This is a genomic window from Dactylosporangium siamense (assembly GCF_016862795.1).
Taxonomy (GTDB): Bacteria; Actinomycetota; Actinomycetes; order Mycobacteriales; family Micromonosporaceae; genus Dactylosporangium; species Dactylosporangium siamense.
The window spans coordinates 1-26,449 of sequence record NZ_BONQ01000211.1; the positions used below are offsets into that span (position 1 = coordinate 1).

At 70.6% G+C, this 26,449-nt stretch carries 16 protein-coding genes and 3 pseudogenes; 12 read left to right on the plus strand and 7 right to left on the minus strand.

The genetic code is table 11. The annotated features are described in order from the left end of the window. Positions 1-334 precede the first annotated feature (334 nt). Positions 335-4,252: a P-loop NTPase fold protein gene (locus tag Dsi01nite_RS55910; protein ID WP_203854702.1), complete on the minus strand. Its 3,918-nt coding sequence runs from the start codon at positions 4,250-4,252 to the stop codon at positions 335-337. A 156-nt stretch (positions 4,253-4,408) separates the two neighbouring features. On the opposite strand from Dsi01nite_RS55910, the gene kilB reads away from it, so the two are divergent. The 4 genes from kilB to Dsi01nite_RS55930 all read left to right on the plus strand — a co-directional run bounded on the left by kilB (position 4,409) and on the right by Dsi01nite_RS55930 (position 10,491). Continuing rightward, entirely contained in the window at positions 4,409-4,879 is a 471-nt protein-coding gene (gene kilB / locus Dsi01nite_RS55915) for a plasmid transfer protein KilB (protein ID WP_203854703.1), read from the plus strand. Positions 4,880-4,907: 28 nt separating this feature from the next. Further along, entirely contained in the window at positions 4,908-8,195 is a 3,288-nt protein-coding gene (locus Dsi01nite_RS55920) for a hypothetical protein (protein WP_203854704.1), read from the plus strand. Between the two features lie 614 nt (positions 8,196-8,809). Next, entirely contained in the window at positions 8,810-9,379 is a 570-nt protein-coding gene (locus Dsi01nite_RS55925; RefSeq protein WP_203854705.1) for an SMI1/KNR4 family protein, read from the plus strand. 581 nt (positions 9,380-9,960) lie between these two features. Continuing rightward, on the plus strand, positions 9,961-10,491 hold the full coding sequence (locus Dsi01nite_RS55930; protein WP_203854706.1) for an RICIN domain-containing protein: 531 nt from the start codon (positions 9,961-9,963) through the stop codon (positions 10,489-10,491). Positions 10,492-10,980: 489 nt separating this feature from the next. Here the strand turns inward: Dsi01nite_RS55930 and Dsi01nite_RS55935 are convergent, their stop codons facing one another. Next, on the minus strand, positions 10,981-11,343 hold the full coding sequence (locus Dsi01nite_RS55935) for a hypothetical protein (RefSeq protein ID WP_203854707.1): 363 nt from the start codon (positions 11,341-11,343) through the stop codon (positions 10,981-10,983). Between the two features lie 120 nt (positions 11,344-11,463). Here Dsi01nite_RS55935 and Dsi01nite_RS55940 point away from each other — a divergent pair, with 120 nt between their 5' ends. Continuing rightward, positions 11,464-11,652: a hypothetical protein gene (locus tag Dsi01nite_RS55940; RefSeq protein ID WP_203854708.1), complete on the plus strand. Its 189-nt coding sequence runs from the start codon at positions 11,464-11,466 to the stop codon at positions 11,650-11,652. Positions 11,653-11,698: 46 nt separating this feature from the next. Here Dsi01nite_RS55940 and Dsi01nite_RS55945 read toward each other — a convergent pair whose 3' ends face one another. Beyond that, the gene (locus Dsi01nite_RS55945; RefSeq protein ID WP_203854709.1) at positions 11,699-15,997 is read right to left on the minus strand and encodes a putative Ig domain-containing protein; all 4,299 of its coding nucleotides are present in this window, start codon (positions 15,995-15,997) and stop codon (positions 11,699-11,701) included. A 254-nt stretch (positions 15,998-16,251) separates the two neighbouring features. On the opposite strand from Dsi01nite_RS55945, the gene Dsi01nite_RS58670 reads away from it, so the two are divergent. Both Dsi01nite_RS58670 and Dsi01nite_RS55950 read left to right on the plus strand, forming a co-directional pair. Continuing rightward, the gene (locus Dsi01nite_RS58670) at positions 16,252-16,386 is read left to right on the plus strand and encodes a hypothetical protein (RefSeq protein ID WP_275423525.1); all 135 of its coding nucleotides are present in this window, start codon (positions 16,252-16,254) and stop codon (positions 16,384-16,386) included. A gap of 21 nt (positions 16,387-16,407) precedes the next feature. Beyond that, the gene (locus Dsi01nite_RS55950) at positions 16,408-16,605 is read left to right on the plus strand and encodes a hypothetical protein (RefSeq protein ID WP_203854710.1); all 198 of its coding nucleotides are present in this window, start codon (positions 16,408-16,410) and stop codon (positions 16,603-16,605) included. Here Dsi01nite_RS55950 and Dsi01nite_RS55955 read toward each other — a convergent pair. The 3 pseudogenes from Dsi01nite_RS55955 to Dsi01nite_RS59165 all read right to left on the minus strand — a co-directional run. Then, positions 16,598-17,122: pseudogene (locus Dsi01nite_RS55955) on the minus strand (IS21 family transposase); the annotation flags it as partial. The gene Dsi01nite_RS55950 and the pseudogene Dsi01nite_RS55955 sit on opposite strands and share 8 nt — an antisense overlap. A gap of 106 nt (positions 17,123-17,228) precedes the next feature. Next, positions 17,229-18,464 (minus strand): annotated as a pseudogene (locus tag Dsi01nite_RS55960) (ISL3 family transposase); the annotation flags it as partial. Between the two features lie 181 nt (positions 18,465-18,645). Beyond that, positions 18,646-18,810: pseudogene (locus tag Dsi01nite_RS59165) on the minus strand (hypothetical protein); the annotation flags it as partial. Between the two features lie 277 nt (positions 18,811-19,087). On the opposite strand from Dsi01nite_RS59165, the gene Dsi01nite_RS55970 reads away from it, so the two are divergent. The 5 genes from Dsi01nite_RS55970 to Dsi01nite_RS55990 all read left to right on the plus strand — a co-directional run bounded on the left by Dsi01nite_RS55970 (position 19,088) and on the right by Dsi01nite_RS55990 (position 25,306). Further along, complete coding sequence (locus tag Dsi01nite_RS55970) at positions 19,088-19,675, plus strand: DUF5753 domain-containing protein (RefSeq protein ID WP_203854714.1); 588 nt, start codon at positions 19,088-19,090, stop codon at positions 19,673-19,675. A gap of 331 nt (positions 19,676-20,006) precedes the next feature. Then, positions 20,007-20,897 (plus strand): hypothetical protein, encoded by an 891-nt coding sequence (locus Dsi01nite_RS55975; protein WP_203854715.1) that lies wholly within the window; start codon positions 20,007-20,009, stop codon positions 20,895-20,897. Positions 20,898-20,911: 14 nt separating this feature from the next. Then, positions 20,912-23,677 carry an ATP-binding protein gene (locus Dsi01nite_RS55980; RefSeq protein WP_203854716.1) on the plus strand — a complete coding sequence of 922 codons (2,766 nt, stop codon included), beginning with the start codon at positions 20,912-20,914 and terminating at the stop codon, positions 23,675-23,677. A 49-nt stretch (positions 23,678-23,726) separates the two neighbouring features. After that, the gene (locus Dsi01nite_RS55985) at positions 23,727-24,950 is read left to right on the plus strand and encodes a hypothetical protein (RefSeq protein WP_203854717.1); all 1,224 of its coding nucleotides are present in this window, start codon (positions 23,727-23,729) and stop codon (positions 24,948-24,950) included. 2 nt (positions 24,951-24,952) lie between these two features. Next, positions 24,953-25,306: a hypothetical protein gene (locus tag Dsi01nite_RS55990; RefSeq protein ID WP_203854718.1), complete on the plus strand. Its 354-nt coding sequence runs from the start codon at positions 24,953-24,955 to the stop codon at positions 25,304-25,306. A gap of 216 nt (positions 25,307-25,522) precedes the next feature. Here Dsi01nite_RS55990 and Dsi01nite_RS55995 read toward each other — a convergent pair. Beyond that, positions 25,523-26,449: Mu transposase domain-containing protein (locus tag Dsi01nite_RS55995; protein ID WP_444542528.1), on the minus strand; the 927-nt coding region annotated here is incomplete at its 5' end.

Genomic DNA, 26,449 nt, shown 5'->3' on the forward strand with positions numbered 1-26,449 from the left:
GAGGCCGTGCCAACCGGTACTGGATCGCTGACGGCACCGTCCGGCGCGCCCGCGAAGGTACGCCGGAACCGGCCTACTCTGCGGTCGAGATCTTCGACCGGTTCGGCGGCAGCCTCCTGGAGGAGGTCGAGGAACAGGGCGGCGCCAGGGTCCCGGACATCGACGACTGAAGCGTTCACAGGGCCGGTGTGGCTCAATCTGGGGATGCCATGGCCATCGATCCGACCGGACGTTACGTCGTCAACCGGTCGCGGGGGTACGTCCGGTCACCGTCGTGGCCGTGCTGCCTACGATCCGCGAGTGGCAGCGCGCCACCGGCGCCGGCTAACTCCCCTCACAGCACGCACTCGGCGTAGTAGGCGACCTCGGCGTTCCCGTGCCGCGCCAGCAGCTTGCGCAGGTTCGCGACCGCGTTCTGGTATTCGGGCCGATCCAGCCGCACTCGCCGCACCGCCGCCTCCCACTCGAGGTCGGCTCGCTCCGGCGCCGTGGCTGCCGCGCACAGCAGGCGCAGGCCACTGGTCGGGCCCGACGCTGGGCCGAGGGCGGGCACCAGAGCCGGCCATCGGGTGAGGATCTCGGCGAACGTGAGGACGTCGCGGCCGAAGCCGGCGCTCTCCGTGGTGCTGTCCTCGACCAGCAGCTGGCGCAGCAGCCGCACGTAGAAACCCCACAGCGTCAGCAGGCGTTTGGTCTCCCGCACCGACTGGTGCGGCCGCAGCTTCACCAGGGACCGCAGGTGGTCGCGGACCACGGGGTCGCCCTCGAACAGCAGCGGTTCCTGCCCGTTGCCCGACGCGACCGACGCCGCCGGTGTCGGTTCATCGGCTGACGGCGCCGTGTCGTCGGCCTGTGGTTCCGATTCGGTGGCCGGTGGCGCTGTCGCGGTCCGCTGACCCGGCGTCGCGGGCGGCCCGGCCGGGGCTTCCTCGGCGTTCGGGGCGGTCTCGGAGCGCCGAGCCTCGGCGTCGTTGGTCGGGGTGGGCGTGATCGGCGGCGTGTGCTGGTGCATCAGCCTGGCCGTGTGCGCCTCGGTGATCTCCGGCAGGGTGACCGGCAGTTGGCAGAGCTTGCGCAGGTACGACCAGCTCGGGTTCGGGTCGTCCGGGTAGTGCCACAGCCCGCTCTCCTCGGGCCGCAGCGCCTCCGACAGCCGGCGGGTCACCACGCTCGGGTCGAGACCGATGACGAACCGGGCGTTGGAGAAGTCCTCGCCGAGGAAGATGTTGATCGCCTCGAACACCTCGGCGACCGTGTCCGGCGGGCAGCGGTCCAGGTCGTCGACGAAGACGACGAGCTGGCGGCCCCGAAGTGCCAGGTCGTCGACGATGGCTCGGACATCATGCTGGACCAGATACAGGTAGCCACCCCGGGCCTGGTACAGCGGGTCGTGCAGCAGCGGGTCGGGCTCGGTGCGGGCGGCGAACGCGGTAGAGCGCACCGGGCCGGTGAGCATCTCCAGCGGCAGGTACTCGGATGCGTCGCGGAACGCGGCGGCGAGCACGGTGTAGGCCAGCGTGCCCAGCACGATCGCGGCCGAGGCGGCCAGGCCGGTCCACACCGCCGAGCCGTTGCGGAACAGCGCGCCGATGGCCGGCGCGATCACCGCCAGTACGGCGGGCACGATCGGTCGCACGATGCGCTGGCGCAGCGTGCGACGCACCAGCGCCCGGTCGAGCCGCTCGAGGTTTCGGGTGTACCAGTAGCGGTACCGCGCGGCGTCGGTCGGGCCGAGCAGCTTCCGGGTGTCGTCGATGATGGCCTGGGTGAGGCCCGCCCACACCTCGTCGGTGGACTTGTGCGCCCACGGGTTGAACCACACCGGCACCACCGCGGTGACCGGCACCGAGCCGGGGGGAACGCGGCGGCGCGCCGTGGCGGAGCGGCGCGCCAGCCAGTACGCCTTCCACGGGGTGAACCGGCGCCTCCGCCGGCCGGTCGCGGGCTCCGTCTCCTCCGGCTCCTGCTTCTCGTCGTCCTCGTCGTACGGCGCGTCCAGGCTCGCGATCGTCTCCGGCTGGCGGCGCAACGACTGGTACACCATCCGCATCAGCGAGGTCTTGCCGGCACCCCACGCGCCCTGCAGCGCGATGACGCGCGGCCCGCCGGTGACCGTGTCGCCGCCCTCGGTCGTCGGCACGGCACCGCGATCGGCGTGCGACGGCCCGGGGTTGGCCGGCACCGCCAGGCGCAGCAGCCGGGTCAGCTCGATCCGCAGGCGCTTACGGCCGAGCAGGTCGATGTGGGCCGGCCTGTCGCCGAAGCCGTGCAGCCTCAGTTCATGGCGGGTGCTGCGCAGCGTGACGTCCTCCACCACCCACTGGCGGACGGTGCCGTCGTCGCCGCCGGAGATGACGAAGAGGCCGCCGCCGAAGGAGAAGCGCAGCAGACTGCGCACCCAGCTCGGGTGGGCGTTGTGCAGCAGCCCGCGTTCGCGCGTCTCGAGCGGGCTCCAGGTGCGGATCGTGCCGTCGGCACCGCCGGAGACGAACAGGTGCTCATCGCCGTCGTCGTGCCCGGACAGTGCCGCCAGCGCGCTGACCGGGCCGCTGTGACCTTTGAACGGCGCGGACACCCACGCCGGCGCCGACGCATCCGGCCTCGCCTCGGGCGACCACAGGTACACCAGCCCGTCGCTGCCGCCGGAGGCCAGCAGGGGCCCGTTGACGCTGGTCACCCAGGCCAGGGTCCGTACCTGACCCTCGTGGTGTTCGTGGTCGGTCCACACCCGCGCACCGGTGGCGGTGTCCCAGACGGTGACCCGGCCGCTGGAGTCCCCGGCGGCGAGCAGCTCCGCGGCCGGCTGGGCAGCGAGTGCGCGTACCAGCACGGCGCTGCCCTCGGGATAGCGGAACTCGTCCGCCGGCCACGGCTCGGCGGTCGCGCGCGGGTCGAGGACGGTCAGCAGCGACTCGGCGCCCGCGGCGGCCACGAGCCACCGCCCGCCGCGCTCGAAGGCGGCCGGCGCCCGGACCTTGCGGTGCAGGGCCGCGTCCCCGGCCTCGGCCTGGTCCGCGAGGCTCCAGAACCGCACCCGCCCGTCCTCGTCGCCGCCGGCGATGAGCCCAGGATGCTCCTTGCTCTCGCCCGGCACGACGGCCAGCGCCTGCACCGAGGCGCCGTGCTCGACCTTGCCGCCGCCGTCGGCCGGGCCATCGGGGTTCCAGAACCGTACCGTGCGATCGTCGGAGGCGGACACCACCCGCTGCGAGCTGTTGGTGCCGACGGCGACAAGCGCGTTGACCCAGCGGTCGTGCCGGCCGTACAGCTTGGTCGTCGACTTGACCTTCGGCAGCTCCCGGACGCGAACCAGGCCGCGGTCATCGGCGGCGGCCAGCAGCGTGGTGCCGGCGCCAGTGAGGATCTTCGCCAAGTGCTGCACGTGCCCGCCGCCGGCGGGGAACAGCTCGCCGTCCTCCCGCTCGGTGGTGGTGCTCCACAGCGTGACGTGCTCTCCGTGCGCTATCGCGAGCTGCGGGTCGCCGTCGGGCGACGTCACGGCGATGAGCCGGGTGATGTCCAGGCCGGCGGCGAAGCGGCTCAGCGCCGGCGTGTCCGGCTGGGTCGGGTCCCAGATCTGCACCCCGAGCCGACCTCCGGTGGCCAGGCGCAGCCGGCCCTGCGGGTCGTAGAAGACAGCGATCGAGCCGTTGTCGGTGGCGGCGATGGTGTGCTTGAGCCTGGGCGCCCTCCCGCCGCCGCTGAGGTCCCACAGCGTCACGCCGGCGTCGTGCGACACCGCGAGCCGCCGCTCCAGCCGCATCGCCTTGATCTCGCGGACAGCGCCGCTGTGGGGAACGTTCAGCTTGCTCAGCCACGCTCCGTCCTCGCCGCTGTACAGGTGCACGTCGTCGGTCTTGCCGCCCACGGCGATCACCGGGTGGCCGTCGGCCTGCGAGAAGGCCTCCACGGCCAGACCAGAGGCGCCGCCGGGCAGCACGACCGGCTGCGGAAACAGGGGCCTGCCGTCTGAGGCGAACGCGCGGGTGGCGCCGCCGACGCCGGTCGCGGCCAGGCCCGGTGAGTCGGTGGGCAGCGGCACGTGGGTCAGGCCGTACACGACGTCGTGATGATCGAAGACGCGGACCTCGGCCGGGTTGCGCACGTTGACCAGGCGCAGCCGGCCCTTCTGGTCGGCCACAGCGAGCAGGTCGGTGCGGTCCTCGCGGACGAACTCCACGGCCGTGACCGCGGCCCGGTCGTCGGCCGGCGGCCAGTCGAGACGTACCGTCGACGGTTCTGGCTGCGCCACGCTTGCCTCCCGCTGATCGTGGTTGCGGGAGATGATATTGACGGCGGGTGCGGAGTGAACCGGGCGAACGGATGGGTGGTATTGGCCCGCTCGTCCCGTCGGCGACGACCAATTGCTGAGCCGCCGCCGGCGCCCTCGGTCCGGTACCGTGGATCGATGATCCCCGTGTTCGTCGGCGTCGCAGGGGCGTTGGCCGGCACGGTCATCGGTGCCCTGCTCACGCAGCTGCTGCAGCGCCGCAACACCGCCTCGGCGAAAGTGCACGACGCCCGCCTGGATGCGTACCGCACGTTCGCCGCGGTGACGATGAACTACCGCAGCGCGCTCATGGACCGGTGGCTGCTGGAGCACGAGGGCCGCGCGGGCGCCGAGGCCGAGCACGTGTACACGCTGCGCAGCGAGGTCTGGGCAGCCTACTTCCAGGTGGTGCTGGTCGCGGGCGACCGGGAGATCGCGGCCCGCGCGGAGCGGGCGCGGGAGGCCACGCACGCGATCAAGCGGGCGACGAGCCGCCACGAGCTGGAGGCCAGCGACGTGGCCAGCCGGGAGGCGGTGGGGCGCTTCGCCGACCTCGCCCGGCACGAAGTGTCAGCCGTTCGGGGTGTCCGCGGCAACAGCCGTCCTTGATCGACAACCGTAGGTCTATCGTGGCCGGATGCGGCAACGGTACCAAGCGCATCGGTTGAGCGAGGTCTCGCAGCGGTACGCCGACCTGGGCATCGCCTTGCCACCGGACCTCGCCACCCGCCTGGGCCGCCTGGTGGCGCCGTTTGCGCTCGACGATCTCGATCGGCACGGCAGCGCCGAAGGGCTCGTCGGCGCCTGGCTGGCCACCAGGACCAATCGCCGGTTCGAATCCGACGACGCGGCCTGGCTGGTCCTGCTGCGCATGTTCTACGAACGGTCCAACGAGTACGTCACCGGGCTCAAGGAAGTCCTGAAGACCCACCGGATGACCCTGACCAAGACCCGAGTCGAGATCAGATTGCAGCTGGCCAGCAGGTGTTTCTTCCTGGGCCGCGCGCTCGACCACCGCGACAAGGGATCGACCGCCGGCACGTTCCTGCTCGACGAGTGCGTGCAGGTGTCCCGGGAGGTGCTCCGGTTCGAGGACGCGCTGCACCGGCCGGGCGGCGGAGGTCCGGACCGCCGCAGCACCCTGCGGGGGCAGCTGGCCAACGCGCTCACCATCTTGGCGCGCACCGCCACGGACGGCGCGGCGCTGCTCATGCTCGAAGAGGCGGAGGAGCACGCCGCGGCCGCGGAACGGTTCGGCGACCGCACCGAGGAGCATTTCGCGTACCGAATCGAGGTCGGCCTGCGGTTGTTCACCATCACGGGGGACGGCACGCACCTGGAACGGGCCCGGGACCTGGTTGCTATGGTCGGAAACCCGAGCTCCAAGCGGCTGCGGGCAACCGCCGCGGACGTCGTTGCGCAGCTCGGGTTCATGGCTGTCGGTGCAGCCGGCGCCGTTGCCGACCGGGCCGCCGCGATCGGCTGGCTCACCGACGGCGAACGCCGCTACACCGAGGCCCTGTCCACTCCCGGCCAGGAGAGCAGCGGCATCGCCGACGGCTACCTGCTCGCCAAGCGGGCACAGGTCCGCAACCATCGCTACCGCCTCGGCGACGAGCACGGCCGGCGCAGCTCCCGGCTGCTGGACGACGCGCTCGTCGACTGGCTGGACGAGCGCGCCGAGCCGCACCGGCACGATCCGGCCGTCGTCGGCGCGCTGCTGGACCGCTCGCGGGTGCGCGCCCGGCGCAACGACAGCGCGGGCGCTCGCGCGGACCTCGACCTGGCCCGGCAGCTGCAGACCGCGCAGGCGTCCGCCGAGTCCGGCGCGAAGCTGCGGGTGACCGAGCTCGAGGACCTGGTCGAGGTGGCGTCGGCCGCGGACGACTTCGAGGCGCTGTACGCCACCGCCATCGACATCACCCAGCTGCCGGCGGACGATCCGATCCCCACCGCCGCCCTCGTGCGTGCCTGCAAGATCCTTGCGGGGAAACTGCCGGAGGAGTCCTGGCGTCCGCTGCTGTCCGTCGCTCTGGACCGCATCGAGGTGGACCTGGCGCATCCGTCGCTGACCCCGCCGGCCGTCCGGCACGTCGCCGGGCACGCCGCCCTCCTGGCGTGGTTGCTCGGGCGGGGTCCCGACGACCCGTACCTGCTCGGCCGGGCGGTGCAGCTGTACCGCACTTCGTTCGCCGCGCACGACGCCGACCCGCCCAGCGTCGACGCCCTGGTCAATGCCGGCACCTGCGCGCTGCAACTGGGCAAACTGGCCCAGGCCGGAGACGAGGCGGACGCGGAGGAGGCCGCCAGCCTGTTCGGTGAGGGCCTGGCCTGGCTGTCGACCGGCCTGGAGCGGGCCCAGGCGGGCACCGCCGTCCGCCCGGACTTCGACCCTGTCATGACGCATAGTCGGCTGGGCGAGCTGGCGCTGCGGCTGTACCCCTTCACCTGGGACGCCAATCACCTCGACACCGCGGTCACCCACCTGACCACGGCCCGCGACCTCGGCCACGACGCCTGGCAGCTGACCGGCCTGCTCGGTGACGCCCACTACCGCCGCGGCGTCGCCCAGAACGACGCCGACGATCTGCGCCTGGCGATCACGCTCAAGGACGCGGTCTTCGACACCGGCACCGGCACCGGCACCGGCCACCGTGAGAACCGCAGCCTCACCGCCGCCGCTGCGCTGCGCCTGTCCCGGCTCACGGCCGACGACCGGCTCGTCGTCGCCGCCGCGCAGCGGGCGCTGCAGGCCGCGCGGTGCGATCCCGCCTGGCCGTGGCCGGTCCTGCAGCTCGGCGACATCGCCGGTGACCCCACCGTGCTGGACCACCCGGAGCTGGCCGGCGCCGAGCCCACGGACCTCGCCGCCCTCGTCGCCGCCGGCCAGCGCGCCTGGCTGCTGCGCCGCGCCGCCGAGCTGGCCGTGCACAACCGCGAGTTCACCAGCTCGATCCTGGGCGGACAGCCACGCCCCGGCGAACGCGGCGTGCGGTTCATGAACGACCGCCATCGGCTCGTCGAGCAGGCCCTCGTGCTCAAGCGACTGGGCCGGGCCGACGCCCATCGGGAACACGGCGACACTGTCCGGTTCCGCGACTGGCTGACCACGACTGGCGCGCCGGCCACCTGGACGTTGCCGGAGCCGCTCGCCGTCGTCGATCTCGTCGAGGGCGACAGTGTGTACGTGATGCGCCGCGCTCAGGCCCGGCTGCTCGGTGCGTCGGTCGTGGACTGGCGCACCGGCCCCGGACCCGACCCGCGCCCCCGGTTCCGCGAAGCGCTGCGGTATCTCGCCGCGTTCCAGGCCTGGCGAGCGCAGTCGGACGACCGGTTCCCCCGGGTCTGCGGGCCGCTGGAGCAGGACGCGTTGCGCACCCAGCTGGCGAAGGTGGCCCGCAACCTTGGCGCGGCCGGCGACCTGCGGCGGCTGCTGGCCGCGGCCTGCGAGCCCTTCGCCGCCGCGGGCACCCCGGCGGTGGCGAAGAAGGATCCGCACCCTGGCAACTGGTTGTGGACCCGCGACGGCCGGCTGGTGCTCATCGACATCGAAGCCACCGTCGCGTTGCCGCTGCTGCGCGAGGCCGCCACCGTCATCGACGACCTCCCGTTGCTGAATGCCGACGAACGGGGCTGGCATCAGCGCGCGGAGTTGTGCAACGACTACCTCGACGCCCTCGAAGGGTTCGGTGTCCGCGCCGGGGACCGCGCCGACCTCATGGCCCGATACGAGGCCATGGTCACCCTGCACACCGCCAAGGGACTGGGGCGGCTGCGCCAGGACAGCCCGGGCATCTCGTCGTTCTCGCTGGCCACCGCGCAGCTGGAGCGCGACCACTACCGGGCGCTGCTGGACCACCTCGCCCGCGCCGCAACCCGGCGGGAGACCCGGGAACTCGCTACGCACCTGCTGGTCCAGCACTGAGCCGGCCGGCCGCCCGGGTTCAGGCGACGGCGGTCAGGTCCCGGCTGCGGATCCATCAGGCCACGTCCGCGGCGGGCATCTCCGGCCTGTGGCTGACCATCGTCCGGACGGTCGGCCGGTGACCCCGGCCAGCCTGGGGACGCACGAGCCGGAAACCCTTACCCCGCAGCGAGATTGGCCACCACCATGACCCGCTTCGCTGATAGCCGGTTCATCTTCTAAGGCTCGCCGACCTGGCCGCCCAGCCCTTCGCCTGCATCGCCGACGTCTACCCTCATCGCGGGGAGGCGCCGACATCGGACACCGCCCCCGACCAGGCGCTGGGCGATTACTGAGATCGCTTCACCGGGCTCGACTGCGGCAGCGTCGCGACCGAGCGCGATCTCCTTCGCCGCGTCGTCGTGGCGCTGCGCACCGGCGGCCACGCCGCGGTGTTCGGGGACCTGGCTGAGCGCGCGGCCTGGCACCCGCCAACTCGCCTGCGATGGACCACCTCGTCGAGGAGATCCTGCGCGGGTGCGGGTCCTGGACTCGGCGACCGCCACGCGGTGGCCGAACGCCGTCTGACGGCGCGGGTCGACCATCATGCACGTGGCTCGGCACATGATGTCGGCATGAGCCTGGAAACCTCGCTGGAGCAGATCGAACAGTGGCTGCAGCAGCACACGCCGACGACTGCCGCGCTGCTCGCGCCGCCCGCGACCGACGCCGAGATCGCCACGCTGGAAGAGGTCCTGGGGTTTCGGCTGCGGCCCGAGGTCGAGGCTCTGCTGCGCTGGCACAACGGCTCAACGGGCTTCGACGGCGCGTTCCCGCTCGCACCGGTGCACCGGATGCTCGACACGAGGCAGATCGCCGAGCGGTGGCGCACCATCAACGACGTCACGCGGGACTCTCGCGTCGAGTGGCCCGACCTCTGGCGGCCGACCTGGCTGCCGCTGACCACCGATGAAGGACTTGCCAGTCTCATGGTCGACCACAGCCCCGGCGCCACCGGCGAGGTCTTCTACTGGGACCACGTGGACACGCGAAACCAGCAGGTCCCGCCGTGGCCGAACCTGGCAAGCGAGGTCGCCGACCTGGCCACCGCCCTGCTCACCGGTGGCCGGATGTCCGGCACCGCTTCTCACCCCGGCCTGCGCCCGGTCGTCGCCCACGACGGCGAACTCGGCTGGGATGAGTAGCCGGGCCAGCGGAGTAGCCCTGGCCGGCCATGCCCTACCGGCCCGTGATGACGCGCCAGATGTGCACGGCGACTTCGTACGCTAGCGGCATCGTGCCGGACGCCCAGACGCGCCGCCGGGCGACGCGATGGTGGTCGGCCAGGTCTGCCGCGATCCAGCGGACATACTCCAGCGCTGCGCGGTGCGAGATCGGCCTCCCCCAGCGGGCGCACTCGGCGACCACCTCGCCCACGTACCTCGCGGCGGTTGACTGCCGGGCCATCCAGGGCCTACCGGACTCAGCCCGTCGGCTGCCGCGGACGCCACCCGGCGGGCGGCGCGAACGGGTCGACCTCGGTCGCCGGCGACACCGGCACCGCCGGCCGAATCTGTACCCGGTGCCGGTGCGCATCGCGGAGCGCCGAGGCGACCCAGGCGGTCACGTCACACTCGTCAGTTCGACCGTCAAGCAGACACCAATTCACGTGTCGCAGCCACTGTCACAGCCGTAGCCGAAGCTGCGGGTGATGGAACGCGGTGGAACGCCATGAGGTGACAGCGCCGGATTGTCGGCGCCTCACCCGGACGAGAAGGAGCCTCTGGTGAAACGATGGATCATCGCGGCGTCGCTGGCATTCCTGGCGGCGACCGCGGGCGCGGCGGGCGGCGCCGCGCCGGCGTTCGCGGACGACCACGGTGACGTGGGCATCCAGAACTGGGGCAACGAGAAGTGCCTCACGCCCCTGAACGAGTCGTACGCCGACGGGGCGGCGGTCGTGCAGGTGCCGTGCAGCGGCAGCGTGTTCCAGCGCTGGGACTTCATCGACAAGGGCAACCACACGTTCCAGATCCGCAACGCCGCAACCCTGCGGTGCCTCGACGCCCTGGGCGGCGCGTCCAACGGCACCCCCGTTGTGCAGTGGCCGTGCTCGTCGATCAGCAACCAGCGCTGGCAGGCGAGCCGTGACCTGCCCGACTTCGTCTACCTGCGATCCCGGGTCGCCGGCACCAGCAGCCACTGCCTGGACGTGCCGGGCGACGCGAACACGACGAACCTCGCGATGCAGATCTACACCTGCAACAACACCGAGGCCCAGTACTGGGGCGTCGGCGTCGCCATCCACCGCTCGTAACGGCGCACCACGATAATGGGACGGCCCGGCCACCGGCGGCCGGGCCGTCCGGCTACGACGGGTGCCGCTGCGCAGCCGTCGGGTCCTTCCGAGGCAGGTCGAGGGCCGGCCAACGCGGCATCCACAGTGGAGCGGGCGGTGCCCCGGGGACGCGGCGTGCCCACAGCCATCGTCAGCCACGAGCTGCCCCTCGACCGCTCACCGGAGGCCCACGAGCACTTCGACAACCGCGACGCGGGCTGGACGAAGGTCGTCCTGCACCCGGCGACGGCAGGGGCGGGTGCACGACATGCCCGGAGTGCTGAACGGACGCCGCATCGCCATCCTCGCAGCCAACGGGGTGGAGCGGGTCGAGCTCGAGCGGCCGCGGCAGGCCCTCGAGGTCAGGCAGAAGGCAGCTACGCCGAGCAGCAGCACGGCGAGCACCGCCATCCACGATCTCGATGCCCGCGGACTGCTCGACCCGTCCAGGTCGCTGCGGTGCGTGGATCAGCTCGGGTCGGGCAGGCGCAGGTGCTTCCGTGAGGTCTCGGTATGCGCCCGCAGGGTGCGGATCGCCGCATCCGGATCTGTCCGCAGTTGCCCGGCCGCGGTCGACACTCGGTCCGCCGCCTTCCGCGCCCATTCCGCGTCCTTGTGCGCCGCCAGTGCCGCCACCGCGGCGGCGGCGTCGAGCGCGCCCGCTGCGTCGCCGTTGATCAGCCGGGTGCAGAACACCGCCTCCTGGTAGTGGAGGTCCTCCGGCGTCTCGCGCGCCAGTTCCTCGATGGCGGCCTGGAAGCCCGTCGTCGTGCCGAGTTCGTCGAAGTACGGAATCGATTGCTCCTTGACGGCCTCGACGATTTCGGCCATCTCAGGTCCGGCATCCGCCACTGAGCTCGGCGTGTTCCAGAAGCCCCGGCCTCCCGGTGGCCGCATCCGCTCGCCGAACGGCCCCACGATGTGCTGCGCCGGGACCGCGAGCAGCTGGACGTGCTGCTGCAGACCGAACTGGTCCGCGGACCGGGACGGCTGCACGACGACACCGCAGAAGATCCATTCAAGGGGCTCGCGGTAGAGCAGCGCACCGGCCCCGACCTGGAAGCCGGGCAGCTGTGGCACCAGATACCGAGCAGCGCAGCGCCGCCAGAGGTCTGTCTTCACGGTGGTCGTCCCCTCTGACGGGACGGTCGGCTGGCGCCGACCGTCCCGGACACCTCAGATGTCTTCAGCAGCCCAGCCGGAAGACGGGAATGTTCTTGAAGCCAGCCGGGAGGTTGACAGTGAGTTTAGTGACCCACTTTCCAGCAATGCCCTTGAACCCGGTTTTCAGATCAAAAATCATCTCCGGCCTCTTCACGCCGCCGACGCCGTATACAGCGTCCGGCCACGTCGAATTGAGCGGTTTGGCGCTGCCGACAAGGGTGCCCACGACCTGCTCGTCGAGATAGCCGGTTTCGCCGGCGACTTTCGGGTCGTTCAGGCCTTTCACCAACTCGTCGAATCGTTGGTGCACGCGCTTGCCCCAATCCTGCATGGTCTCGGTCGCTCCTCTGGGGGCGTCCCGGCATGCCCTCGCCGCCAGGTTCTCCAACGTCTCCTTCGCCGCCTTCTGCTGCTCGTTGAGCTCGGGGCGTTGCCCGCCGCGCCGGCCGACGAGGTATGCCCCCACCTCGACCGCGATGTCCGTGAAGTAGTCGGCCTTGTCGGCCGCTTCGACGGCATCGACGTAGTTGCAGTCCGTCGACGGCTGCGCTGCGGACGCCCAGCAGTCCATGAGGAACTTGTCGACAACGAAGTCGGCGCGCAGCGTACCGTCGAGGTTGAACACCTGTTGGTGTTCGACGACCTTGGCGATCAGATCCTTCTCGTAGTCTTCCGGCATGCATTCGTCGGCGCAGCGGAAGACGTGCCACCAGGTGTAGTCGCCGTCGTTCTCGTACATCTGCTGCCGCCACTCGTGGATCGCAGCGCAGTAGGCGATGCACAGACCGGTGGCCTCGTCCCAGACCAGGATCGGGCCGTTGTATTCCGGGATCGGGGTGTTCTTGTTCGGGGCGAACACCACGTCGGCGCTGATCGACGGCGGCAGGGCGAAGTCGAACTGCGGGATCGCGTCGCCCCAGCCGATCATGCGGATGCGGGACGCCCCGGTCTCGGGTGTGTCCTGCAGGAACAGGCTCCTGCCGTCGGTAGCGATTCCCCGGATGTCGGTGAACTGCGCGGCCGGTCCCAGTGCGTCGACGGTTCCGGCGGTACGACCGCCGGCGACGACCTCGATGGCTCCGCTGAGCTTCGAGATCCGCAGCAGGGTGACGGCGGTGTTGGGCCAGTTCGGGTCGCGCCGGGTGGCATACAGGTAGTTGCCGACGGACAACACCTTGCCGGCGCGTTTGTCCCAGGAGGTCGCGGACGGAAGGACCTCGCTGCTGAGAACCTTCTTGTTGATGACCACGATGTTCCCGGTGGCCAGCTCGACGCGGCGCAGCACCATCGTGTGGTAGACCGGGCTGTCGTCCTCCGCTTTCTCCTGGCCGAGGCGCGACACGTGCCAGGCGTACTGGCCGTCGATGTCCCAGCTCATCAGTGAGTCGTCACCGGAGCCGCTGAACCAGTGGGTGGTGCTGTCGCCGAAGTACTTGTCGGTGATGGTCCTCGTGTTACCGGTCCGCAGGTCGTACTGGACCAGCAGCGTGGGGTTCGTCCCCTCCCGTTCGGGCCTGATGAGGTACAGGAAGTGCCCGGCGATCTTGCCGTCGATGGGGCTGCCCGGGTAGTAGGGGACGTCGCTGTAGCCCCGGATCCACAACCCGTTGGTGGCGCCGCTGCGGATGTCGATGCGCACCACCGGGCATCGGCTTTCGTTGGTCAGCAGGTAGATGTAGGTCCCGTCGGTACCGAGGATCCGCTCCGATCCGCCGAAGGCCACGTCGCTGCCGTTTGTGGTGGGTCCGCAGATCCGCACGTTCCAGTCGTTGTCGTTGCCGGCGAGCCGCGTTGTCCGCCTGGTCGCCAGGTCAACCCTGGTAAGGAACCGGCCGGACATGACGTACGCGCCGCCGTCGGCGATCGCGATGCCGCTGTTCCGGCGCAGTTCCAGGTTGGCGGCGAAGGTGCTGACGTCGCCGGTGCTGATGTCCGGCGTGGTCGGCGGAGCGGCGATGATCTGCCAGTCGACGGTCCGGCTGTGGTTGTTGCCGACCTCGTCGGTGGCGGTGACGGTAACCGCGCGGGCGCCCGCCGCGGTGGGCGCGCCCCGGATCTCACCGGTGGCGGCGTTGATCGACAGGCCCGGCGGGAGACCCGTCGCGGACCACGCGTAGGTGCCTCGCCCGCCGGTGGCGGTCAGCTTCTGCGACAAGGGTTCGCCGACGGTGCCGGGTGCCGGCTCGACCTGGTCGACCTTGACCCCGACGGTCCAAACGAACGACGCGCTGGCCTTCAGCCCGTTGGGGTCGGTGACGGTCGCGGTGACGCGGTACGTGCTCGGTGTCGTGGCGACGCCGCTCATGTCGCCGGTATCCGGGTCGGTGAGGACGACGCCGTCCGGGAGACCGGTGATATCCCATGTGTAGGGAAACTCGCCGCCGGTGGCCCAGGGCCGGGTGGTGAGCGGTCCGCCGTTGGCGTCGTGACGGTCCTCGAGGCCGCCGACGGACATCGGCAGCAGCACCTTCCAGTCGAAGGCGACGCTCTGTGAGCGGTTCTGCGCGTCCAGGACCGACAGGACCACGGGGTAGTACTGATCCACGGTCGCGACGCCGGTGATCTTCCCGGTCGCCGGGTCGATCTGCAGGCCGGCCGGCAGGTTCGACGCCGACCACTGCACGATGCCGTGCTCGCTCTCGGCGGTCGGTTGCAGCGACACGGGCGCGCCGATCTGGGTGACCTGGTTGCCGGGGTTGCCCAGCCGCAGCCAGCCGATCGACTCGACGGGCGGCTCCACCTCCGACGGGGACGGACCGCGGATCTCGATCTCGTCGGTCATGGTCCAGGCGCCACCGCCGGTCACGTCGACCCGGACGTAGCGGGCGGTGCTGGTGAGATCGATGGCACGGTAGGCCCTGGCCTGCAGGGCCGTGCTGACCGCGGGCCGGTCGATCGACGCGACCTGCTGGAAGTGCTCGCCGTCGGTGCCGACGGAGTAGGTGACATTGGCGGGCAGCTGCACGTAGTCGGACACCACCTGGAACCAGGTGGTGTTGATCTCGGTGATCGGCCGGGACTCGCCGAGGTCGACGGTGAACGCGTAGGCGCCGCCGCCGTTGCGGCCCTGCCACGCCGGCCCGTACCACATCGGCGCGTGCTCGCCGTCGGTCAGCGACCGGCCGCCCGCATCCGGGTACGCCGCGTCGGCGGGCTGCGTGGTGGTGTAGGAGCAGCCGGGGCCGCTGTCCGCGCCGCACCGGGCGTAGTTGACCGACGCTGCCGGCAGCGGCGGTGTCGTCGCCGTCCACTCGGGGCTCAGTTGCGACCGCGCACCGGAGGTGTCGATCGCCCGCACCTGATACGAGTACGCCCGTTCGGGGTCCAGCTGACGGTCGAGGAACTCGTGTGCGTCACCGGCGGTCCGCGCGACGACGTCGCCGTCGCGCAGGATCTCGAAACCGGCCATCCCGACCACGCCGAACCACAGCACGACCACGGTCTGCGCATCGCGGGCGGCGGCCCACACGGTGGTCGGTGGTGGCACCACGTCGGCGGGGCCGCGGATCTCGATCTCGTCGGTCATGGTCCAGGCGCCGCCGCCGGCGACATGCACGCGCACGTATCGTGCGGTGCTGTTGAGGTCGACCGCGCGGTACCTCTTAGCCTGCAGCGCGGTGCTGACCGCGGGCCGGTCGATCGACGCGACCTGCTCGAAGTCCTGGCCGTCGGAGCTGACGGCGTAGGTGACATTGGCGGGCAGCTGCACGTAGTCGGACACCACCTGCAGCCAGCCGGTGGAGATCTCAGCGACCGGACGGACCTCGCCGAGGTCCACGGTGAAGGAGTAATCTCCGACCCCGTTGCGGCCCTGCCACGCCGACCCGTACGACAGCGGCCCGTGCCGGCCGTCGGTCAGCGACCGGCCGCCGGCGTCGGGATACGCCGCGTCGGCCGCATGGGTGACGGTGTAGGAGCAGCCCGGACCGCTGTCCGCGCCGCACCTGGCGTAGTTGACCGGAGCGGACGGCAGCGCCGGCGTTGTCGTGGTGACCTTCGCGCTCGGCGTCGACTCCACGCCCCCGGCGTCGACGGCGCGGATCTGATACGCGTAGGCGTGCTCGCCGTCCAGCTGCCGGTCGACGAACTCGTGCGTGCTGCCGGAGGTACGGGCGACCACCTCCCCGTCCCGCAACACCTGGTAGCCGGAGGCCTCGGCCGGACCGGTCCACGTGACCGTGACGGTCTGCCCGTCGCGGGCGACCGCCGACACACCCGCGGGGGTGGCGGTCGCCGACGCGGCCCGAGGGGCGGTCGCCACCGCGACCGGGACGAGCAGCAGGGCCAGAATTCTGGACAGGGACTTCGGATACGTGCGCATGCAACCTCGACGTCACTCAGAAGCACTTCGGGAACCAGCACAGAACCGTATGGGTTGCACGCGTACAGTCATGTCATCTGACTGACTGTGACGTGCGCCCTACTGTCGTCTGGCGGCGCCGTCCCGGTGAGCCGGGTGGGTACTGGTGGCGGTCGATGGGGGCTGTACGGCCGCGCCGGCTTCGACTTGCTCCGCAAGCGTGTGCTGCTCACACCTTGATCAGCACAGAACGGTCCTCGCACTACGCTTTCTGGATGCGCTACCTCACTCGGCAGTTCGCCATCGGGGCCCTGCGCCGCGGACGCGGCATCGAACAGTTCCTCGGTGGCATCCAGCTCGGCGGTGAGGCCGCCATCCAATGGGTCGCGATCAGCCCCATGGACGGTTAGTACCGTGTCTCCCTGCACACCGTGCAGGACCCCGACGACGACGAGTTCGGCGACCTGCCCAACCTCATGTCCCTCGACCCGGTCGACCAAGAGTACGTAGGCGAAGGCCGCGAACTCGGCGCCAGCCAGGACGAGGCCGAAGCGATTGCGCTCGCCGAGCAACTCACGACCGCACAACCTGACCGCTGGGTCAACCACGCAGTTGCCGGCCGCCGATGATCTCCCACATCCCGGCCAGGATGTCGCCCGCCTTCCGCGACGGGATCATCACCGCATCCGTCACCCGCGAGTGCCCACACGTCATCGCCAGAACCGGCAACACCCGCCGCTGACCGGCACCGACCGGGATCTCCGGCTCCGGGAACCACAGATCGCACTGCGCGACCTCACCCGGCCGGTACTCGATCCGGTCGGCCGGATCCGGTGGCACGGACAAGGGCCGCAACTGCCGAACTCGGTCCTTCAACACCGTCAACGACCGCGTCCAACCGATCCGTTCCGCGATCACCGGAGTCGGCATCGACGGCCACTGCGCCAGCAACGACCGGATCTGCGGCTCGAACACATCAACCGACGAACCCCTCGGCCCACGCTCACGCCGCGGCGGCTCCACCGCCCGCACCGCCGACCGCACCGTGTTCCGCGACAACCCGAACCACCGAGCGAGCTCCTTGATCGGCACACCCTCAGCCAGGTGCAACCGCCGGATCTCAGCCCACTCCTCCAACTTGATCACCCCTCCACACTTACGGAGAGGGGTCGATTCCAATCCGCCGCCAGAGGGTCAGTCTCAGGGTTCTGGTTCTGGCCCCCTTTAGTTGATCGGATTTGGCCCCTGTTGCTCAGGTGGTGTGGAGGACTCGCTTGCGGAGGAGGTCGAAGTTGGCGCGGCCGAACATCTGGCGTTTCAGCATCTTGATCCGGTTGACGTGGCCTTCGACAGCGCCGGAGTTGTGGGGCAGGGTGAGGCCGTTGCGGACGGCGTCGTAGTCGCGTTGCAGGCCGGCGGCGAACGAGTGCAGGTCGGGTTGGTCGTCGTCGGTGACGGCGTTGATCCAGGCGTCGAGTTCGTGGCCGCGGCGCTGGGTGAGGATCACCGCAAACGCAGTGACGTGCGCGACGAGGCGGTCCAGATGAGGACAGCGGTCGCGGATGGCAGCGAGGCCGGCTTGGTCGTCGGGTTCCATGCGTTGTGGGTGGCGCAGCAGCCAGTTGACCACGTGGCGGACCTTGGGCGGCCGTGGTGCTGCCGGCGGGGCTGCGGTGAGGGATCGCAGCGCTCGGACGTAGTCACGCAGCACGCTGTAGCTGCCCGGGTAGCCCATGCCGCGGAGCTCGTGGAAGAGCGCTTTGGCGTCGGTGCCGCCAGCTGCCCATCGTTGGTGAATGTGCTCGAGGTAGGGGTCCAGGATGCTGGCCCGGGCGCCGGTGCGAGCGGTCGCGATGAGATCTTCGACGTCGGTGGCGCGGGCGTAGCGGCGGACGGTCTCGCGGGCCAGGCCGAGGTCGCGGACGATGGCCTTGATGCTGCGGCCTTCGTCCAGCAGCCGCTGGACCTGCGCAAATCGGTCGCTGGTGCGTCGAGCCAGGCGGCTGTCCCGCGCGGCGGCTGCAGCGTGGGCCGCCACGGCGTCCGCGTCGGGCGTCGGCTGCGGCGTTGCCGGCTGCGGTGGTGGGTTGAGGCATCGCTGGTGGCGGGCGACGGCCTTCTCGACGTGTTGGGCGAGGTTATGCCACAGATGCCACCGGTCCGCGACCTGGATCGCGTCCGGAGCGCCGCGGCGGGCCGCTTCGGCGTAGGCGCCGGCCCGGTCGCGGCAGATCACCTGCGCGCCTGGATGCGCCTGCAGCCAGGCGGTGAGCGTGTCAGTCTCCCGGTCGGGAAGCACGTCGACCGGGATGCGGGTGTCCAGGTCGATCAGGATCGTGCCGTAACGGTGCCCGCGCCGCAGCGCGAAGTCGTCGACCCCAAGGACTGCCACCGCGCCGGTCTGGCGATCCGGGACTGCACGGACCAGCCGCAGCAGCGTGTTGCGTCCGGCCTGGAACCCGAGGCTGCTGGCGAGCCGGGCGGCCGGCCGCCCCCGCGAGGGCCAGCCCGAACGTCTGCAGGACGTGCCGGGCCGGCAAGGTCCGCCGGCCGTAGCGGTGCGTCAGCCCATCGAGTTGCTCAGCGAACCTCGTCACCGCGCATTCAGCCTGCTGGCAGACGAAGATCCGCATCCGCAGCAGCAGCTCGACCTGCCGCCCACCGATCACAGCGTCGTCGACCCGCCGCCGGTACCGACGGTGCACCCGCCGCGTCAGGTGACCACAGCCCGGACAATGGGCCGACGCCCGCGCTGACCTACCCCAGACCTGAACCCTGCTGCTCACAGCCTCAACTCGCTCCACCACCAGCTCTGCGAGATGCGGCACCAACATGATGAGCGATCCGTCAGCGCACCGGCAGGACCGTACACAGTGGACACTAGCTGCCGGGCAGCGGCACCCATCGATCAACTAAAAGGGGCCAGAACCAGTCTCAGGCCGCCGTCGACATCGCTGAGCAACGAACCAGCACGTCACCCGGGTCAGCCGCATCGAGAACGGGCGCCAGCCACCAACCGAGACCAACATCCGCGACTGGTGCGCTGCCTGCAACGCCAAAGACGAGCCGCCCGAACTCCTCGCGCTCGCCACCGCGATCGAGACCGCCTACATGGAATGGGCGCGAGCCGCCCGGGCCGGCATGCGCCGGCTCGGCGACCTGCACTCCATCACCACGTATCAGCGCACCACAACATTCCGCATCCACGAGCCTGCCGTACTGCCCGGCATCGTCCAGACCGAGGCGTACCAGCGCCGCATGCTCGCCTGGTGGTATGGGTTCCTCAACGCTCCCGACGACACCGAGGCGGTGCTGGCGATGCGCGCGCAACGCACCGCGGTAGCGTTGCACCCCAGCAAACGCATCGCGATCGTGCTCGGGGAACAAGCGGTCCGGACCCGTCGCGGCACACCCGAAGAACATGCTGACCAACTCAGCCATCTGATGAGCGTCGCCCGCTCACCGTACGTTTCCGTCGGGATCATTCCCGCCGACGCGCAACGACGAGCTATCGCCAGCATCGGATTCTGGATCTTCGACGAAGCAGCAGTCGCCCTGGAAACCCCCACCGCAGCCATCAAGGTCACCAGACCGAACGAGATTGAACTGTACGTCGAGCTCTTCAACCAGCTGCAGGCTGAAGCCATCTACGGTCACGATGCCCGACGTCTCATCGCCGAAGTCATCGCCCGGCTATAACTGACCGAGGCATCGCACAGACAGCTTTCAGTGTGCGCTCACCACTTGATCATCGGCCTGCCCGCCGTGCCCGCCGGCCGGGCGGGGGCGGGCAGTCATTGCGGCGGTCGACGCCGGTGGCCGCACCTCCACGCTGTCCACCCCCTGGGCACCCTGAAGCATTCGCGCGAACACGTCCTGGGACTCGAGCGCTCTGATTCACCAAAATAGATATTTACTTCCGTCTTTGATCACAGCACGCTATGGTGCCGGGTGCACAGCGTGACAGCTGCCACGGACGGGGGAACCGAGCATGACCGGTGCGATAGACAGTTCTGGGTTTCATCGCACAATGGTGGACATTCACGGCAACTACCGCGCGCAGCGGTTGACCCATGTGCCGCCTGATGAGCTGATCAGCGATGTGGTGACCGCCCGGACGCTGCGCCCGCACCTGGTCCGGTCCGGCTTCTTCTTCGCGGTGTTCTGCGTCGTCGGCGTGATCTCGTTCTTCCTCTGGATGATCTCGCTGTTCGCCACGGTGGTCAGCATGACCAGCGGCGGGTTTCCCGGCGGGGGCGGTGGCGACTCCGGCGGCGGCTTGATCGGCCTGAGCTACTTCCTGATGGTCATCCAGCTGCTCATCGTGGTCGCCTGGGTCGTGTCGCTGTTCCTGCCGCTGCGCGAGCCGATCGCCGAGTACGGGCTGCTCATCGAGGGTCGCGGCGCGGCGTACGCGATCGCCTACTGGTCCATCATGAACACGACGCAGGCCCGGCACTCGCCGTTCCTCTCGCGGCTCGGCCGCATCGAAGGCCTGCCGGTGCTGTACCTGGTAAACGGGCGCGAGCAGGGTCTGGTCGTGGTCAAGCCGGTCGGCACCGACCTGTACGTCGGATGGACCATGTGGCGGCAGCGTTCGACCGTGGTGATGATCGGCCACCTGTTCCGCGACGCTTTCCAGGGCGGGCCGCAGTCCGACGTACGTGCCGCGTCCAGCCGTGCGCTTCGCGAACTGATCCACAGTGTCACCCGTGAGGGCGTGCAGGGCGCGATCCTGCAGCCGCCGGTCAGCGACGAGGTGGCGCGGGCGCAGATCGACCAGCTCCCGAACCTCAACCTGTCCACCGGACCGATGGTGGCGAACGCGCCGCAGTTCCAGCCGCAGCCGCCCGGCGCCCCACAATCCGCGCCGCCGTACGTCCGGTCGGCGGCGCCGTACTCCGGGCCGCCGGCGCAGTGACCACGCCCGGTGCGGTGGTCCATGAGCAGGACGGCCGATTCTGGGCGTGGACTGCGGTCGAACTGGTCGCGGCGTACGACCTGACCCGCCGTGCCGACGCGGTCCGGCTCGACCCGGCGCAGCGGCTCGCCGAGGCAGTGCGCGACCAGATCGCCTACGTCGACCGGCTGCTGGCCGTCCGGCCCGGCGAGGTGGTCGCGCTGCGCATCACCCGGGCGGCGCCACGCTCCCTGCGGATCCATCTGCTGGGCCGGGTGCTCGGGGACAGCCGCGCAGCCGCTGTCAGCCGCGCCACCGACCTGGCCGAGCGCCTCGCCGACGTGCCGTCCCACGTCGCCGCAGAGCGGGTCACCGACGACGCGGCAGTCCAGGCCGCGCTCAGTCCGTTCGCTCCGGCCGTCGGCGGGCTGGCGCAGATCGCCAAGCGGGTCCGGACACAGAGCGTCGCGCGCGCCGACGCCGGCGTACCCGCGTATGTGGCGATCGAGCCGTTCTCGCGGGAGATCGAGGACTGGACTCCGCTGCTCGGTGTGCTCGCAGGTTATCGGCACCCGATCTCGGTCACCGTCTCGCTCAGCCCCGACACGGTACCGGCCGGTGTCCGGCACACCCTGGAACAGGAGGCCACCAGGCTCGCCCGGCTCCGGGAGCCGTTCGACATGCCGGCCGACACCGGTGGGCGCATCAGATACCCGGCCGACAGCGGCGCCGCCCTCTTGCAGCCGATCTTCGTGGACGCGCTCAACCGCTACGCCGACCGGGCCTTCCGGTTCGCGGTGACGGTCGCGTCCGCGTACCCCTTGGATGAAACGGTGGTCGAGGCGGTGGGCCGGACGATGTCGCCGGCCATCGGCGACCGCACGGCCCGCCACGACCCGGGCATGGTCCCGACCGGATACGCCGTGCTTCGTCCGGCCGGACCAGCCGAGTTCGAGCTCCTGCGCAACGCGCAGGCCAGCTTGGAACCGGCCACCCTGCCCAGCGCGGAGCTGCACCGTCTCCTCGCCCAGGACAGCGGTCCGGGCCGGCACGGCCTCGTGGCGCTGCGCGGTCTGGTCGACCGCACAGAGGCACCGTCGCTGCTACGCCTGCCTGTCGCACTGGACGGCAACGTGCCCGGCTTCCGGGTCCTCGCGCCACCCGACACCGATCAGGTGGTCGACGCCGTCAAAGGGCCGTCACTGCTGCTCGGCTACCAGGGCGGCAGCACCAACAGCGAGGTGCGCATGGCGCTTGGCGACCTGCCCAGGCACGCGTTCATCGTCGGCACACCCGGCTCCGGCAAGACCAACACCGCTCTGCACCTGTGCGAACAGCTCTGGCGGGAACGGGTGCCGTTCCTGGTGATCGAGCCGGTCAACGCCGAGCTGGACGACTACCGCTGGCTCGCCACCCGGCCCGGCTTCGAAGACCTGGTCATCCTGACCGTCGGCGACGAGTCGGTGGCGCCGTTGCGGCTCAACCCGTTCGACGTGCCGCCGGGCACCACGGTGACGGCACACCTCTCCAACCTGCTGAGCTGCTTCGAGGCGGCATTCGGGCTGTGGGACCCGCTGCCGTTCATCTACCGGCGGGCGCTGGTCCAGGTGTACCGACGGCGCGGCTTCCATCCGGAGGACCGCGGCGGACCGCAGCACGCTGGCCATTGGCCGGTCCTGTCCGACCTCGTCGCCGCGTTGGCCGAGGTGACCGCCGCGCTCGGCTACTCCGGCGACATCGGACGCAACATCGACGCGGCAGCGAACCTGCGGGCCGAGGCGCTCGCCGAGGGTGCGTGCGGCCCCACGCTCAACTGCCGTACCTCGTTCGACCTCAGCACACTGCTGCAGCGACCGGTCGTCGTGGAACTGGCTGGTGTCGGTGACAACGCCAAGGAACAGGCACTGGTCACGCTGCTGCTGCTGAGTGCGGTCCGAGGACACCGGCGGGCCAGCCGACCGACCGGCATGCACGTGCTGCTGCTGGAAGAGGCGCACCGGGTGTTCCCACGCGCGACCGCGACTGCCGGTGACATGAAGGAGGCCAACGCGCAGGCCCTCGCCGCGGAGCGAATCGCGCAGGGTCTCGCCGAGGACCGCAAGTACGGCCAGTCGTACGTACTGGTGGATCAGCAGGTGGGCAAGGTCGCCGACGACGCGTACAAGATCACGAACTTGAAGGTGATGCACCGGACCGCCGCCTCCGACGATCGCCAACTGCTCGGCGCGACGATGAGCATGCACCCGGACCAGGTCGAGTCGGCGGCGACGCTGCGCCCGTTCGAGGCGCTGGTGTCGCACAACCGGCTCGACCGCGCTGTGACCGTCAAGGTGCCTGACGTCCGTGCCGCAGACGCGGCCGCCCGCAACGCCGACGAGGCACCGCTCGCCGACGAGGACGAGCTCCGGCGCCGGTTCCAGGCGCTGCTCGGCACATCCTCGTTCGCCGCGGCGATGGCACCGTACGGCGAATGCCACGACTGCCGGCACCGGTGCCGCTTCCGGCGCCAGGCCGAATCCGTCACCGCCGACCAGACCGAGTCGGCGCGGCTCGTCGGGCTGGCCCAGCCGACCAACGGCGGCTGGCCGGCGCTCGCCGAGTCACTCGTCCGCCTCGCCGGAGACTTCCCCGGCACGGCCGACGCCGACGCGCTGCTCGACTACCGGACGTGCGTCTTCATCCATGCGCTGCGGACCGCGAACCCGCCGCACAGGTGGACCGACCGCGGCCGCGAGAAGGCGGTCCGGTGGGTCGACCGCGTCCGTCTCGAACTGACCCGCCGACCTGGGGAGCTGGCATGAGCAGACATACCGGAGCGGACCGTGTTCGCGATACGGCCGGTGTACCGGCATGAACGAATCGCACGAGGACGACGCCCCGTCTCCGTCGCCGTCGCCTGAGACCGGTTCGGACGGAGGCGGTGCGGACGCCGGACCGCCCGACGGCCTTGACGATCTTCCCGACGACGACGTCAGCCCTGCCGAGGCCCCAAACGACGCTCCGGCCGCTCCGGCCGCCGCCGGGGGCCCAGTGGAAGATGACGGCAGCGGCTTCGACCCGGCCGCCGGGGCGGACGGCGCTGCCGCCCCGGCCGCCCCGGCCGACGCCGACAACGTCTCCTCCACTGCCGCCGACAATGCGTCCGACGACGCCGCGGACAACGCTTCCGACAACCCCTCGGACGCCGGTGGCGCCGACCGGTCCGCGGATGACCCGGACGGGCTGCCCGAGCCGCCCGACGACGCGGACCCGGACGGTGCGTCTGCCGACACTGGGACCGCTGAGAAGGACAGCGCGGCCGACAGCCAGTCCGATGTGGGTGGTTCGCCGGAGGGCCCCACGGGCTTCGATCGGGTGGCGGACGACGCGCAGGACGTCGGCAAGGCCGGGGGCGAGGCGGCTGTCGCGGACGACGCCGACGGCGTTCCGGACCTTCCCGACGACGCCACCGACGATGCCTCCAGCGCGGCCGACGCGGACGACGCAGCCGACGCGGACGGGGCCGACCAGACCGACACGGACGCCGATTTGGTGGATGCCGACGACGACGCGCGGCCTGGCGAGGACGATGCGCCGGAAGAGGCCGACCCGGCCGAGGACGCCGCCGACAGCACTGACGGGAAGGCCGATGCGGGGGAACGGCCGTACTGCGACGACATCGGTCCGCTGCTGCCGCCGGCGCGTAATCTCGAGCCCGGCGAGGACACCCTGATTGGTCCCGAACACGGGTTACAGTCGCGGACTGAAGGCAAGTTCGACAACGTCGTGCACGGCCAGCACGGTGACCCGGACACCAAGCATCTGTGGACAATGGACGACCGGGGCACCAACATCGCCCTGGAAAAGACGCCGTGGGACACGCCGCGTCGAAACATCGTTCACTCGAATCTCAGCCGCGAGGCGGCGTTCGGCGGCGAGGCCTGGTTCACGTCCGAGGACAGCGTCAGCATCAACGCCGGTTCCGGCCGGTTCGGCGACAACGCCGGACGGACCCCCCAGCAATGGGATGCGGCCGTGCAGCATTGGGAGGCCCTGGGCTACCGGGTCGAGAAGAAGGAACTAGGGGAACGATAGCGATGAAGTTCTGGGAGCTGTTTTCCGTGGCCCGGACCGCGCCGGATGCAATGCTCCGGCTGGGCGACATGCCGGAGTGGACCGAGTACCTCGCCTGGTGGCACGACCGCGCCGCGTTGATCCGCGCCCGCGACAACGCCAAACTCGACCTTGAGATGCCCGACGAGGCATGTCGCCACGTCCTCGAGGCCGTGCCGAACCGGTACTGGATCGCGGGCGGCACGATCCGAGGCGTCCGCGAAGGTACGCCGGAACCGACCTACTCCGCGGTCGAGATCTTCGACCGGTTCGGCGGCAGCATCCTGGAGGAGGTCGACGAGCGCGGCAGCGCGCGGGTCCCGGACCTCGGCGGCTGAGGCGGTCGCCGGGTCGGTGTGGCTCGATCTGGGGATGCCGTGGTCATCGATCCAACCGTCCGTTGGGGCCCTTTCGAGAAGGGGCAGGGCGCATGACGGATTACGGCTTTGACGACGGCGCCCTGCAGGACTGGTGGTTCGTCCGCAAAGGCGCCACCTGGCGGCTGCGGCTACGACCATCCGCCGCCGGACGTGCAGATGCGCCCATGAAGCAGGTCATCGCACACCTCGCCGATGTCGAGGGGGCTGCGGACCTTCGCCGAGACCAGCTACGAACCCGAGATCCACGCGTTCGGCGGCGAACACCGCCATGACCATCGCACACGTCCTCTTCCATGCCGACAGCCGCCACCTGCTGCAGCACCTCGCCGACGCCGGCCGCGAACTCGTCCTCGCCACACGATTGTTAGCCGGCGCCAGGCAGGACTGGTATGAGCAAGGCGACGTCTGGCCCGAGTCGCCGACCACCGCCGCAACGGCGCCACCAACCGGGCGGCCACGACCGCCAGGGACATCGCACCCGCGCACCTGGCCGCGGTACGACGGCTGATCCTGGCCACAACAGACTCCGACACCAGCCCGCTGCACGCCGCACCCACCTGGCCGGCCGTGTTCCAGCAGGCCAGCGCCGACCTGGCCGCACTCGCCGGCAGCGGCGACCTCACCTGCGGCACACGAGCCGTCCTCGCCCACCTCGATCCGACCGTCGTAGATGACCAGGTGGGAGGCGTGCAGGTGGACGCGGACCTGCCGGCCGACCAGCCGCACCGGCACCGGCACCGGCACCGAGTAGCGGTTCACGCGGACGGTGACCTGGCTGTAGCGGTCGACGCGCGGGCCGAGCCAGGTCCCGGTCTCGAACACCTCCTCTGGCAACGCCACCAGTAGCGGACGCTCGACCGCGAACAGTTCCCCGACGGTGTGGGCGCGGGTGCCGATGCGCCGGGCGTCATCGGCGGTGTCCCAGGCGTCGACCATGGCGTTGAGCTGGTCCAGCGAATCGAGCTCAGGCACGGGGACGAGGTGGTTGCGACGGAACCAGCCGATCTGCCCCTCGACGCCGCCCTTCTCGTGTGCCCCTGGCAGGCCCGGCTGGCAGTAGAAGGCATCAATGCCGAAGTGTGTCGACGCCGCGTGAAAACT

Bases quoted from the DNA above. Each gene is read 5' to 3' on its own strand.
- Dsi01nite_RS58670 (WP_275423525.1), top strand. From the start codon at position 16,252: ATGCGCTACCTCACTCGGCAGTTCGCCATCGGGGCCCTGCGCCGCGGA.
- Dsi01nite_RS55925 (WP_203854705.1), top strand. From the start codon at position 8,810: ATGAGCCTGGAAACCTCGCTGGAGCAGATCGAACAGTGGCTGCAGCAG.
- Dsi01nite_RS55975 (WP_203854715.1), top strand. From the start codon at position 20,007: ATGGTGGACATTCACGGCAACTACCGCGCGCAGCGGTTGACCCATGTG.
- kilB (WP_203854703.1), top strand. From the start codon at position 4,409: ATGATCCCCGTGTTCGTCGGCGTCGCAGGGGCGTTGGCCGGCACGGTC.
- Dsi01nite_RS55945 (WP_203854709.1), bottom strand. From the start codon at position 15,997: ATGCGCACGTATCCGAAGTCCCTGTCCAGAATTCTGGCCCTGCTGCTC.
- Dsi01nite_RS55985 (WP_203854717.1), top strand. From the start codon at position 23,727: ATGAACGAATCGCACGAGGACGACGCCCCGTCTCCGTCGCCGTCGCCT.
- Dsi01nite_RS55920 (WP_203854704.1), top strand. From the start codon at position 4,908: ATGCGGCAACGGTACCAAGCGCATCGGTTGAGCGAGGTCTCGCAGCGG.
- Dsi01nite_RS55970 (WP_203854714.1), top strand. From the start codon at position 19,088: ATGGAATGGGCGCGAGCCGCCCGGGCCGGCATGCGCCGGCTCGGCGAC.
- Dsi01nite_RS55990 (WP_203854718.1), top strand. From the start codon at position 24,953: ATGAAGTTCTGGGAGCTGTTTTCCGTGGCCCGGACCGCGCCGGATGCA.
- Dsi01nite_RS55935 (WP_203854707.1), bottom strand. From the start codon at position 11,343: ATGGCCGAAATCGTCGAGGCCGTCAAGGAGCAATCGATTCCGTACTTC.